Annotated in this window: 11 protein-coding genes; 7 read left to right on the top strand and 4 right to left on the bottom strand. The window is 53.9% G+C overall.

Translation table 11 applies throughout. From position 1 onward, the window contains the following. Position 1: 1 nt before the first annotated feature. Both MKZ07_RS31555 and MKZ07_RS31550 read right to left on the bottom strand, forming a co-directional pair. Positions 2-1231, bottom strand: a complete 1230-nt coding sequence (locus tag MKZ07_RS31555; RefSeq protein WP_341029453.1) for an ATP-binding protein — start codon at positions 1229-1231, stop codon at positions 2-4. An 87-nt stretch (positions 1232-1318) separates the two neighbouring features. Beyond that, the gene (locus MKZ07_RS31550; protein ID WP_036691032.1) at positions 1319-2608 is read right to left on the bottom strand and encodes a hypothetical protein; all 1290 of its coding nucleotides are present in this window, start codon (positions 2606-2608) and stop codon (positions 1319-1321) included. Positions 2609-2928: 320 nt separating this feature from the next. Here MKZ07_RS31550 and MKZ07_RS31545 point away from each other — a divergent pair, with 320 nt between their 5' ends. Further along, positions 2929-4851, top strand: coding sequence for an ATP-dependent DNA helicase (locus MKZ07_RS31545; protein ID WP_341029449.1), 1923 nt, complete (start codon positions 2929-2931; stop codon positions 4849-4851). A gap of 7 nt (positions 4852-4858) precedes the next feature. Here MKZ07_RS31545 and MKZ07_RS31540 read toward each other — a convergent pair whose 3' ends face one another. Further along, entirely contained in the window at positions 4859-5926 is a 1068-nt protein-coding gene (locus MKZ07_RS31540) for an SGNH/GDSL hydrolase family protein (RefSeq protein WP_051493171.1), read from the bottom strand. Between the two features lie 177 nt (positions 5927-6103). Here MKZ07_RS31540 and MKZ07_RS31535 point away from each other — a divergent pair, with 177 nt between their 5' ends. Next, on the top strand, positions 6104-6985 hold the full coding sequence (locus tag MKZ07_RS31535; protein ID WP_036691037.1) for a helix-turn-helix domain-containing protein: 882 nt from the start codon (positions 6104-6106) through the stop codon (positions 6983-6985). Positions 6986-7094: 109 nt separating this feature from the next. Continuing rightward, entirely contained in the window at positions 7095-8375 is a 1281-nt protein-coding gene (locus MKZ07_RS31530) for a glycoside hydrolase family 27 protein (protein ID WP_036691040.1), read from the top strand. Positions 8376-8480: 105 nt separating this feature from the next. Here the strand turns inward: MKZ07_RS31530 and MKZ07_RS31525 are convergent, their stop codons facing one another. Further along, entirely contained in the window at positions 8481-9530 is a 1050-nt protein-coding gene (locus MKZ07_RS31525; protein ID WP_036691043.1) for an NAD(P)-dependent alcohol dehydrogenase, read from the bottom strand. A gap of 118 nt (positions 9531-9648) precedes the next feature. Between MKZ07_RS31525 and MKZ07_RS31520 the strand changes: the two genes are divergently transcribed. From MKZ07_RS31520 to MKZ07_RS31505, 4 genes are all read left to right on the top strand, one after another. After that, the gene (locus MKZ07_RS31520) at positions 9649-10038 is read left to right on the top strand and encodes a MerR family transcriptional regulator (protein WP_036691045.1); all 390 of its coding nucleotides are present in this window, start codon (positions 9649-9651) and stop codon (positions 10036-10038) included. A gap of 104 nt (positions 10039-10142) precedes the next feature. Further along, positions 10143-10349, top strand: coding sequence for a hypothetical protein (locus tag MKZ07_RS31515; protein ID WP_036691048.1), 207 nt, complete (start codon positions 10143-10145; stop codon positions 10347-10349). Positions 10350-10534: 185 nt separating this feature from the next. Next, positions 10535-11230 (top strand): response regulator transcription factor, encoded by a 696-nt coding sequence (locus MKZ07_RS31510; protein WP_036691051.1) that lies wholly within the window; start codon positions 10535-10537, stop codon positions 11228-11230. Position 11231: 1 nt separating this feature from the next. Further along, the gene (locus tag MKZ07_RS31505; RefSeq protein WP_036691052.1) at positions 11232-12275 is read left to right on the top strand and encodes a HAMP domain-containing sensor histidine kinase; all 1044 of its coding nucleotides are present in this window, start codon (positions 11232-11234) and stop codon (positions 12273-12275) included. The last annotated feature ends 13 nt before the right edge of the window (positions 12276-12288 follow it).

The raw sequence follows: 12288 nt of genomic DNA, 5'->3' as shown, positions 1-12288 counted from the left end.
ATCAACCCTGCCCCTTATTCAGCACGTATTTTTGCTCCAATCCAAGATGCTCACGAACGGCAATTGTAAAAACAAACGTAGCCCCGGGTTCCTCCGATGGCTCGACCCGGATGCTTCCGCCCATCAGCTCCACCAGAGCTTTGCTGATCGATAAGCCTAGCCCCGTGCCTTCGAACCTGCGCGTGGTAGAGGCATCGAGCTGGGAGAAGGGCTGGAACAGCTCACCGATTTTATCCGGGGGAATCCCGATTCCTGTGTCTCTGATTGTGAATTCTAGCGTAAGCTGCCCCGCCGGTCCCTCCAGCCTGTTAACCATTATGTATACACTGCCTGCCTGGGTGAACTTCACGGCGTTGCCCACGAGATTATTCAATACCTGGCGGAGACGGTTCACATCTCCCACCAGATCAGGAGGCACAGCAGGATCAATCTCCACCACCATATCAAGCTTCCGCTCACGGGTCCTCGCGGTGAATAGGGCAACCGTCTCGCTCAGGCAGTCGTGCAGAGAGAACGGCACCTCTTCCACCACCAGCTTCCCGGCTTCCAGCTTGGAATAATCGAGAATGGGATTGATCACCGACAGAAGGGCATTGCTGCTCGTGTGGATAATTCCCGCCATCTCACAATATTCCTCCGGCAGATCCGAGGCCAGCAGCAGATCAGACATCCCGATGATCCCGTTCAGCGGCGTGCGGATTTCATGGCTCATCATCGCCAGGAATTCCGACTTTACCTTAGAGGCAATTTCTGCGGTTTCCTTCGCTTCCCTCAGCTCCTGATTCGTCTTCTCCAGCTGCCGGGCCTGCTGCTTCAGCATTTCGCTCTGGAGCTGCAGCGTTTTATTCGCTTCATACATGCTGACGTAACCCTCAATCTTCGACTTGAACAGCTGCGGGACGAAGGGCTTCGTCATGTAATCCATCGCACCCACAGAATAACCGGCGAAGATATCCTCCATCGTCGTACTGTTAGCGGACATGAAAATAATCGGCACCACATGATTCTTCTCCCGAGTACGGATAAGGCGCGCCGTCTCCAGCCCGTCCATCCCCGGCATTTGCACATCCATCACAATGACGGCGAATTCCTCCTCCAGCAGACAGCGTAAAGCTTCAGTCCCGGAATAGGCCCGAAACAACCGGTAAGGCTCTCCGCGGAGAACGGCCTCAAGGGCAAGCAGATTCTCGGGATGATCGTCTACGAGCAGGATGTTGACCGGAAAATCCATGAGAACCCTCACTTTCCAGCTTGTGGCTCGCTTACGTTTATATTTCGAAAATATAGCTTATATACCCAAAATTTCAAATCACGAAACTCAGGTCTGCTGGTAATTCACCGCTGTTATCAGGCACTCCCGGCACAGAAAAGCATAATAAATCCCCTCGTCCTCGGCTACCTGGCCCATATCCGCCTGCGCTGCAAAAGTCATCGTCTGTGCGCAGCAGGGACACGCCGGATAATCTGCATCCTGAATCCAGGCCGGATGTCCTCCGATCTGCGAGGCCGGCGCCTCCAGCACCCAATGTGCACTCTCATAAGTGCCAGCCGGCTGTTCCGACAGCTGCATTACATGCCATGTGTCGAACGCCAGTGCTCCTCCAGTATTGTCAGGCAGATATCCAGGAACAACATTATATTCACTCCATGAATAACCGCCCTCCAGATCAGCCTTCATATATACAGTACCGTAACAGTTGCAGTGCATACAGGCTGCAATTCTTAGCCGCTTGCCGGGAAGCTCCATGAATCTAACCTGCGGATGCTGCAAATCGTAATCGAATAAGACGGTTAGCGCACCTCCACACCAAGGACAGGCGTGCGTTTCTGTCTGGAGCATTTGAACAGCCGCCGGTGCCCCTGGCGCTTCCGGAGTGTCTTCCCTGCTTACCAGGAAGGGGTAACATTCAGAAGGGTACAGCTGCCTTTTGCCGCCTCCGGCATCCAGCTCCCAGCCTGCTTCAAGGGCATACGTCTCGGGTGCCTGATATAACGCCGCAGCCCACTCCGGCGGGGAGTGCCGCCACTGTGCAAATAGCCTGACCACCTCTTCATCGCCAATCCAGGCCAGCGCCAGCAGCAGCAGATTACGGTTAGCCGGATCGGACTCCACCTGGGCAATGAGCCGGTCCCGGACCTGCGCGTCAGCACCCTTGAAGAGGATGGCAGGCGCATAATTCCCTGTGTGGAGGAGCATTTCCAGAGCCGGCCCAAGCCGTGTATCCGTGAAGCAGAGGAGTGACACCAGAATCATCTCCGCCTGGTCTCTATCCTCTTCTTCCAATAAATGAACAGCGTAGCTCTCCATCCGATCTCTCTGTTCCTCCGTCAGATCATGATACAGCTCCTGTGCGGTCCGGGGGTATGGTACTTCCTTGATTAGCGGATCAGGCTTCCGCGGGCTGTGCATTATGGTGAGAATTCCAACCGGATCATGGATACCGGCATACCTGTTCACCTCTTTGCGATTCTGTTCAATATAAGCCTGTTTTCCCATCGCTCTCTTCTGCTGGTAGCAGGGCATACAGATGCCTCCGGTCTTCAGTGCGGTTGCAGGAAGAATCGTTCCCGTGCAGCCCGGAGTCTGACAAGGCAGACGTTCGCTCATATCCTCTCTCTCCCTTCATGATCAGTACGCAGATTATGCCCTCATTATAATAGATATGGACCTTCCGATCGAATGTAGCCCCGCCCCCGTCTGTAAGGGACGGACTTCCAGAATCTAGAATACAAATTCAGCCTTAACCCTTGACTGTTCGCCCGCCATCTAAGATAATAACAACCTCTGCCGTAATCCATGCAGGATAAGACTAACATTGATACAGAAAAGGGGCGGTCGTCATCAGCTGGTTAAATGATCTCTACAAATTACAGAAGAAGGAGCCGGCCAAAGACGCCGAGCCTGCTCTGGTCAATGCCATCTTCCGCATGTATGACCGGTTCAAACGGCTCGGTCTCACCGAACGGCTCGGCCAGCAGGATATGTCGCTGGATATTGCCGACGCTTATATCCATGGCCGAAATGCAATGATTGAAGCCGGAGTCGGCATCGGCAAATCCTTCGCCTACCTGATTCCCGGCCTGCTCATTAACCAGCTCTCCCGGCAGCCGGTCATTATCGCCACCTCGTCCATCCAGCTCTCCGAACAGATCCATAAGGATCTGCGGTTCATCGGCAGCCGGCTCGGCTTCTCGATGGTCCGCTCTGTAGTCGGCAAGGGCATGGGGCAATATGCCTGCCGGTACCGGGCAGCGGACCTGTTCCCCTCCGGGAAGCCCGGTTCCCCGCTCACTGTACTCGCAGAAGGTATCCTGAATGCAGAAATCAACGAACGGGCAGATCTGAAGGGCGGGGTCAGTGATGCCTTGTGGTCTAACGTGTGTGTGACGGATTGCAAGTTCGAGCACTGCCACTACAAGCATACCTGCGCCTTCTATGACATGCGGGCCAAGATCAACGCCGGCCCGGGCGAGATGGATATCATCATCGTGAACCAGGACCTGCTGATCCGTGACCTCATTAAGAAAAAAGAAGGAACCAAGGGCCTGATCACCGAGCGGCCTGCGCTGATCATTATAGATGAAGCGCATAATCTGGAGGCCAAGGTCCGGGATGCCCAGACACTGGAATTCACCTTCCGGGGGACCTCACGGGTGCTGGAGGATGCCATGCAGCTGCTGTACAAGCAATCCGCAGACCGCAGCCTGATGAAGTCCTTCCAGTTCGTCCGGCGCTGCGCCAAAGAGCTGTTCAGACAGATAGAAGCAGACCTGCTGCATACGGCCAAGCAGGACACTGACCGGATTAAAGTATCGGCGATTACAGGAGTCCCGCTAGAGCAAGCTGTGCAGATTCTGCAGGAGTTCCGCCTCAGTCTCTCGGTCCTAACTTCCCGGCATGAGCGGGAGATCGACAATACCTTCGAAGCGGTTAACGGAATGATTGACCTCTTCCAGGTGCTTGCCGGGACAGAGGACAACTATCTGCTCTGGGCCAGCCAGCCCCGGGGAGAAGCTGCCGTCAGCATCTGCCCCAAGGGGATCAGCCAATTCCTGAAATACAGTCTATTTAGCGGCAAGACCTCTGTCATCCTGACCTCCGCAACCCTCAGCCAGTCCGGTGATACGCTTGCGGAGCAGTACGCTTATCTGTCCCGTTCACTGGGCTACAGGGGGGAGTATATGGAGCGTCAGGCTTCACCGTTCGATTATGACCACCATACGATGATGTATATTGCCAAGGACGTTCCTTACTATAACCACAACAACCGCGAAGCTTATCTGGAAGCGGCGTATAAGGAGCTGCTGCGGCTATGCAATGTAACGGACGGGCGGACGCTGGTGCTTTTTTCGGCCAAAGAGGATATGAAGTACATTCACAAGAAGCTGAGTGCGGAGAAGCTAAACTGGGCGCTGCATATGCAGCGGGAAGGCTCCTCCCAGGACGGGGTGATCACTGAGTTCCGGGCGAGTAAGGGCGTGCTGCTGAGTACCGGTGTGTTCTGGGAAGGCGTGAATATCGAGGGGGCGGATCTGTCGCATCTGATCGTCTTCCGGCTGCCGTTCCCGGTTCCGGCCGATCCCGTCTACGAATACAAGGCTGCGCAGGCGGCGAATCCGCTTATGGAGGTCTACGTGCCGGACATGCTGCTCCGCCTGCGGCAAGGCACCGGGCGTCTAATCCGCAGCGAGACAGACCTCGGCGTGCTCAGCATTCTGGATTCCCGCCTGTCGGCAGGAGCCCGCAACCCGTACCGGGAGCAGGTCCTTGCCGCGCTGCCCTTCCCCAAGGTGACGGAGGAGTTCGGGGTGCTGGAGAGGTTTGTGCGTGAGAAGGGGATTCACCGGTGATCGGCGATCACCACTTCATCAGCCTACGGATCTCGGACGTTAATCTGTCTGCTGCTTTGCGGTGGGTCAGCTGGGAGGGATGGAAGTCAACGGCGTAGCCGTCCTCTTCGCGCTGTACCTCGAACTTCATCACTGAGATCCTGCTGTCGCCGGTTTCCTTGGTATAGCGGCCAACCGCTTGCTCTAGGACAGGATACAGCCTGTCTCCCATGATCCCGAGCGTACATAGAATGGTGGAATCGGGATTATTCCGTCTGACCTTTTGGAGAAAAGAGACATAGTTCTCTGCATAATCCGCCTGCTTGGCGGAGTCCTCCTTGGTGTACGAATCGTCGTTGGTCCCCAGATTAATGACGATCAGCTCCGGCGTGAATCTGCTGAAATCCCAAGGTGTCTCCTGAGGCAGCAGGCTGCCGCCGAACCTCCCTTCAGACTTGCCTACCCTCTCGTAATAATCGGGCAGAAGATGTGTGGTCAGCTTCTGATCATTTTCTGTATACCCGGTAATAATGCCGTATCCGCTGTAACACACCATACTGTAATCCGCACCAAGCTGCTCTGCGCTCAGGTAAGCATAGGCCTTTGTCACATCTTCTGTAGCCGTAGAAAAAGTATGTAGCGCCTCTTCATCATCCACACCATACCCGCAGGTAATGGAATCGCCGATGAATTCAATCGTATGCTGCGGAGATGGAGTCGGCATAATTCCGCCCTCGGCTTCCACCTCAATCTCGCTTATTCCAACCGTTGACATGGCCGCTTCAGACAGCTTCGTAATTCTTACAGTAACCTCTTGCGCGGTGTCGCTTTCGAACACTGTATAGGTTTTGCGCGGCTGATCCACCTGATCGTCTATCACCCGCCGGCCGTTAACGCTGATCCCGATCCGGGCCAGATTGTTGCCGGTTGCAGCAATATCATCGCCTTGCAGAGTGATCCGGGCCGCCCGGCCGTAGAAAGAGAATTCCACCCCGCCGCCGGAGAGCGCCAGCCACAGCACCTCCCCCATCCAGTGGGTGCGCCCGATAATTCTGACATGATGAGCTGCCGGTTTGTACGTTTGCATCTGGGACATTCCATAACCTTCCTTCTTTCGTTTCTATTCGTAACAGTAGCAAAGGTGCTTTATCTTGGCAATGAAGATTGTTTAGCAGTGCTTTTCATATAGCTGCTTAGGTTGGTGTGCTAAGATAATAAGTACTTGTCAAGTGGTAACATATACATTCTATATTTTGAAAAAAGGAGGATCTCCATGGACATCCCCAGAGGAACCTATGGCTTTCGCTTTGCCGAAGATAAGGAGCTGCAGCTGTGCGTATTGTTCGCCGCCGGTTATGATTCCGTCTCCGATCCCGCTTACCGCTGGGACGGTATGGAGCGCAGCGACGGCCCGCTGCTGCTGTTCCAGTACACCCTCTCCGGTGAGGGCGTGTTCGAGTCAGAGAACCGGACCTACCGGGTCCGGGCCGGACAGGCTCTGCTGGCGGAAATCCCGGGGCCGCACCGGTATTATTATCCGCCGGATGCGGCAGAGCCCTGGGAGTTCCTGTTCCTCCTGCTGCGTCCAAGCCTGATCCTGCCCCACTGGCGCAGATTCCTGCGCGAAGCGGGCGAGGTGCCCCGGCTGCCCGCAGATTGTGCCCCTGTCCGGCTGGCGCGGATGATGGTAATGGATGCCGGAGCGGGCAGAATCTCCGATCCGCTGATCGCCTCGTCCAGCGTCTACCAATTCATGACCGAATTGACCCGCATGCAGGCAGCTACGCTGCGCGACAGGGACAACTGGTCAGAGAATATCAAGCGCGCCGCTGCATTCATTGAGCAGCATTACTCGCAGATGATCAGCATCGACCAGCTGTCGGAGCATGTCTCCCTGTCCAAGTATCATCTCATCCGCCGCTTCTCGGCCAGCACCGGCCATACGCCCGGCGCTTATCTGACCCGGGTCCGCACGGAGAAGGCGATGGAGCTGCTCCGGGGGACGAGCTTAAGTATTGAAGCCATTGCCCAGCAGATCGGCTACTCCAGCGGAAGCTACTTTATCAAGGCGTTCCGCAGCCTGACCGGACTGACACCGGGCGATTTCCGCAGCGGGGGCGAGAGCCTGACTTACCGCCAGCTCTTTTTTGACTAAGCGCAATATAGTGCTATTCGGCTTATAAGATTACTATAGATATTGGATTTATCCTTGATTATGATGGACTTATGAAGAGCAATAATCCATCTGACAAGGAGATTATACAATGAATCATAAGCTTGCAGCACCTGTCCCCCCGCTGGGCTGGAACAGCTGGGATTGCTACGGCGCAGCCGTAACAGAAGCGGAAATCCGCGGCAATGCGGAATATATGGCCGAGCATCTTAAAGACTTCGGCTGGAGCTATATCACCGTTGACATCCAGTGGTATGAGCCTGGTGCCGTGTCCTCTCTGTATCGTCCCTTCGTCCCTCTAATCATGGATGAATACTCCCGGCTGATGCCTGCCGAGAACCGCTTCCCTTCGGCAGCGGGCGGACAGGGCTTCAAGCCGCTAGCAGACTATGTCCACAGCCTGGGACTGAAGTTCGGTATTCATATTATGCGCGGCATTCCGCGTCAGGCCGCCCATGCGGGAACCGCTATTCTGGGGACGGAGGCAACTGCCCGCGAGATCGCGCACACGAACTCCATCTGTCCGTGGAATACAGATATGTACGGTGTCGATGCATCTAAGGAAGGCGCTCAGGCCTACTACAATTCACTCTTTGAACTGTACGCCCAGTGGGGCGTCGATCTGGTCAAGGTGGATGACATCGCCGCCTCCAGACTGTACGATACCCATCAGCCGGAGATTGACCTGATCTCCCAGGCTATCGAGAACTGCGGCCGCCCGATGGTACTAAGTCTCTCACCCGGCCCTGCTCCGGTAGAATACGCACAACATTTCACCGGGCATGCCAACATGTGGCGCATCACGGATGACTTCTGGGACCGCTGGGAGCTGCTGCTGGACATGTTCAGCCGCTGCCGCAGCTGGCAGGGCGTCCCGCAGGCCGGCTCCTGGCCGGATTGTGATATGCTGCCGCTCGGCCACATCGGCGTCCGCTCCGTCGACGGCGGCGGGGATGACCGCTGGACCCGCTTCACCCGGGACGAGCAGCTGACGATGATGTCGCTGTGGAGTATTTTCCGTTCGCCGCTGATCTTCGGCGGCGAGCTGCGGGACAATGACGACTGGACCCTGTCCCTGCTCACCAACCGCGAGGTGCTGCGGATGCAGCGCGAGAGCCATGGCGCCAGGGAAGCCCTGTACCGCGATGAGCTGATCGTCTGGACCGCAGCTCATGACGACGGCACCCGGTATGCAGCCGTCTTCAACATTGGCAACAGTCCGCTGCCGGTCGACCTGAGCCTCGAAGAGATCGGCCTCGGCGGCGTGGCCGCAGGTACGGAGCTGTGGAGCCAGACGCCTGCTGAGCTTAGCGGCGGTGTGCTGCAAACTACCGTGCCTGCACACGGGGTACGGTTATACAGCTTCTCGTAGGAGAAGCTAGGCAGAATTACTAATAGCCTGCGGGAATGGAGTAGTTCCATTCCCGCAGGCTATTTTTCAAACAATATAGATTAAAGACCTTACTCCTCTAAAAACTTATGCCTTCCCCATCGTGCTGATATCAATTACAAAGCGGTAACGCACATCCGAGGCCAGCACACGCTCCCAGGCTTCGTCAATCTGGTCAGCCGAAATCACTTCAATCTCGGAAGCAATCTGATGTTCTGCGCAGAAATCAAGCATCTCCTGCGTCTCGCGGATTCCCCCAATCATCGAACCGGCAAAGGAGCGGCGGTGGCCGATCAGCGAGAAGGCGTTAACAGCTAAGGGATCAGCAGGCGCACCAACATTCACCAGGGTTCCGTCCAGCGCCAGGAGTGACAGGAAAGCATTGATATTCACCTGCGCACTGACCGTATTAATGATCAGATCGAAGGAACCGGCTAGCTGCTTGAATGTCTCCGCATCACTGGTCGCATAATAATGATCTGCGCCCAATTGCAGGCCGTCTTCCTTTTTCTTCAGGGATTGGGATAACACCGTAACCTCAGCCCCCATGGCATGAGCAATTTTGACTGCCATATGCCCCAGGCCGCCGAGACCCACTACAGCTACCTTTTTGCCGGGAGCAGCTCCCCAGTGGCGCAGTGGTGAATAAGTGGTGATTCCGGCACACAATAGAGGTGCAGCAGCGTCAAGTGGAAGGCTGTCGGGAATCCGCACCACGAAGTCTTCAGTGACAACGATATGTGTGGAATATCCGCCTTGTGTATAGTGTCCGTGGCGGTCAGTCGCTCCATATGTTCCTGTGTTCCCCTCCAGGCAATATTGCTCCTCACCTTGTTGGCAGCTGCTGCATTCGCCGCAGGAATCCACCATACAGCCTACCCCTACACGGTCGCCAACAGCATATTTCGTCACTCCAGAACCGATCTGGCTGACAATCCCGGCAATCTCATGCCCCGGAACCAGCGGATATTTCACCGGTCCCCATTCTCCGCGGGCGGTATGAATATCGGAATGGCAAATCCCGGCATATTTAATCTCGATCAGAACATCCTGCGGCAGTAACTCCCGGCGTTCGATCGTAGTCAGCTTGAACGGGCCTTCCTGGCTGAATGCAGCGCGTGCGTTAACTTGTATCATAATGAGACCTCTTTTCAATAGAATAGTAGACATCTTGCCTTAAGCTTTACAAAGCCTATGATATTCCTTAAAGTTAACTCTAAGTCAAGCCCGAAATATTCAGGACAGGAGATATAAGATGAAGACCTATTCCATAAGTGAAGCCGCAGCGCATTTCAACATGACCCCGCATACCCTTCGTTATTATGACAAAGAGGGCCTGCTCCCTTCTATAGAGAGAACTCCCAGCGGCAAACGCGTATTCAAGCCCTCCGACATGGAGGCCCTGCGGATCATTGAATGCCTGAAGGCCTCCGGGATGCCCATCAAAGAGATTAAGCATTTCATTGAATGGTGCTCCGAAGGAGATTCCACCCTGCAGCGCCGATACGACATGTTCCTGGAGCGAAAGGCTTCCGTAGAAGCGCAGATGGAGGAATTAAGAAAAACGATGGAAGTCATAGACCATAAATGCCACTATTATAAGACTGCCCTGGAAAAGAGTATGGAAGTGGTCCACCACTCCTAACCAGCCTTATGGTTCATCATCCTCCGCTGCGGTTATCGTTACATAGAACGGTTATTGCAGACACATCCTAAGACAGAACCTGCACATAGAAGGGAGACTTACAGATGAAGGATGATGATAAAGCTCCGCTCGACGGACGCACCGCAGGTGTCCACCCGATTCCGGAGGGCGAATCCAGTCCGGCAGACGGTCAATCGGAAACAGACAAGCTGGATGAGATCGTAGGCGCCGTGCTGGGGAATGACCCGGAAGTAGCAGCTCCCGGCCTTGCACCAGATTCGGAAGAGAAGAAGGAACGCAAGAATCCCTAAACTAACTACTAGGCAGTAAATAACCGGGCCGGACAAGAGTATCTCTTATCCGGCCCGGTTATTTGGCATGCTGCTCTTGCCGCTGCTGGTGGGTGTTGTTAGCAGGCATTTCTCCAAGAATTGCAACAACAAGGTCAAGCAATTATGATTAACCTCAGAATGGTTAGTGCCCGGGAGGTAGTCCAATGTCAAAAACGATATTAGTTGTAGACGATGATGAAGAAATCGTGAAACTCATCACCAAGACGCTAAGATATGAGCAATTCGCCGTCATCACGGCCAGTTCCGGGCGGGAAGCCCTATCAGCGGTGGATGATCACCCCATTGATTTCATTGTTCTGGATATAGTGATGCCTGATATGAATGGACTGGATGTCTGCAGAACGATCCGGTCCTCTTATAATGTTCCCATTCTGTTATTAAGTGCGCGGGATCAGGACATCGATAAAATTATCGGTCTGGAAATCGGCGCAGATGATTACATGACCAAGCCGTTCAGTATTCAGGAGCTGGCCTCCAGGATCAAGGCTCATTTCCGTAAAGTGGACAGGCTGCATAAAGAGTGGGGCGAGCTTATTCCCGCCAAAGACACGGCTGATGCTCCGCTCATTTTGAATGACAAAACGTATGAAGCCTTCCTGTACAGCCGGAAGCTCGACTTATCCGCGAAGGAATTTCAGATTCTGTCTATCCTGATGCGTCACCCTAACCAGGTACTCAGCCGTGAGCAGATCTATGAGAATGTCTGGGGAGACGAATACGGAGAGATCAATACTGTAACGGTTCATATCAAGAATATCCGCAAGAAACTGGGTCCTGAGCATAACTTCATCAAAACCATTTGGGGCATAGGCTATAAATACACGGAAAGAGAGCAATAGGATGAAACTGAAAATAAAGCTTCCCCTGCTATTCCTGCTGATGCTGCTGATTCTGATGTTCTCTATTGGTTTGTATTTGAAGTTTGTCTTTGCGGTATATTCCCCTATACGTACCACCTTACTGGATTCACCATATATAGTATTACTGCTACCCATCTTCGCCATCGCGGGCTGTATATTTTTCATTCTGATCATCTATATTCATTATTATATTGAGAAGCCTATCCGGCGTCTGAATGCCCGGCTGGGGGAAGTCAATGTGGTCCATCCCTTGCCTCCGCTGGCTTTGAAGCGTAAGGATGAGATCGGAGAGCTCTATAAGCATTTCAATAAAATGGAGCATCGGCTTCAGCTCGCCCACAGAGAACAGACCGATATGCTTGCCGCCATCGCCCACGATTTGAAGACACCCCTCACCTCAATTAACGGCTTCACTGAACTTCTGGCTACACATAGGGACTTACCCGAAGCTGAAAAGCAGGAATTTTATGAATTGATTCAGCGAAAGTCAGCCTTTATGGTTGAGCTCCTTAATGATTTCTCCAGCTTCACCAAAGAAAAACTGGAGCTCGAATCCATGACAGCTACACCTGTAAAAGCGACAAAATTGTTTGAAGAGATTGCTTTTGAATACGAATACGAGCTGGCGGGACTTGATATTGAACTGACATGCCGCCATTCCTTCACGGACAGCATTTGGCTGACGGTCAATGAACCGATGCTCCGCCGGGTGTTCGGCAACCTCTTCAGCAATGCCGTACGATATGGTGGAAAGAATGAGCTGAAGGTGTATATGACCGGATACCTGCGGGAGCATCATGCTTATTTTCAGATTGAGGATAATGGCATTGGCGTGCCGGATAAGGATATGTCTTCGCTGTTCCTCAAATTCTTCACGGTGGACCCGTCGCGGCAGATCCGGAAGGGCGGACTTGGCCTGGGGCTGGCCAGCTGTAAATCGATTATTGAGCATCACGGGGGCGAGATTGTGGCCTACTCCTCCGAATACGGCGGTCTCGGGATTAGATTCAGCCTGCCTTTATAGTTTTTTATATTTT

This window comes from Paenibacillus sp. FSL P4-0338 (genome assembly GCF_038002365.1).
In the GTDB taxonomy this organism is placed as follows: domain Bacteria; phylum Bacillota; class Bacilli; order Paenibacillales; family Paenibacillaceae; genus Paenibacillus_AQ.
This window is presented reverse-complemented; position numbering and strand designations above follow the sequence as displayed.

Coding starts and splice junctions, on each gene's coding strand:
- MKZ07_RS31505 (WP_036691052.1), top strand. CDS start 11,232: ATGAAACTGAAAATAAAGCTTCCCCTGCTATTCCTGCTGATGCTGCTG.
- MKZ07_RS31520 (WP_036691045.1), top strand. CDS start 9,649: ATGAAGACCTATTCCATAAGTGAAGCCGCAGCGCATTTCAACATGACC.
- MKZ07_RS31535 (WP_036691037.1), top strand. CDS start 6,104: ATGGACATCCCCAGAGGAACCTATGGCTTTCGCTTTGCCGAAGATAAG.
- MKZ07_RS31515 (WP_036691048.1), top strand. CDS start 10,143: ATGAAGGATGATGATAAAGCTCCGCTCGACGGACGCACCGCAGGTGTC.
- MKZ07_RS31510 (WP_036691051.1), top strand. CDS start 10,535: ATGTCAAAAACGATATTAGTTGTAGACGATGATGAAGAAATCGTGAAA.
- MKZ07_RS31550 (WP_036691032.1), bottom strand. CDS start 2,608: ATGAGCGAACGTCTGCCTTGTCAGACTCCGGGCTGCACGGGAACGATT.
- MKZ07_RS31530 (WP_036691040.1), top strand. CDS start 7,095: ATGAATCATAAGCTTGCAGCACCTGTCCCCCCGCTGGGCTGGAACAGC.
- MKZ07_RS31555 (WP_341029453.1), bottom strand. CDS start 1,231: ATGGATTTTCCGGTCAACATCCTGCTCGTAGACGATCATCCCGAGAAT.
- MKZ07_RS31540 (WP_051493171.1), bottom strand. CDS start 5,926: ATGTCCCAGATGCAAACGTACAAACCGGCAGCTCATCATGTCAGAATT.
- MKZ07_RS31525 (WP_036691043.1), bottom strand. CDS start 9,530: ATGATACAAGTTAACGCACGCGCTGCATTCAGCCAGGAAGGCCCGTTC.
- MKZ07_RS31545 (WP_341029449.1), top strand. CDS start 2,929: ATGTATGACCGGTTCAAACGGCTCGGTCTCACCGAACGGCTCGGCCAG.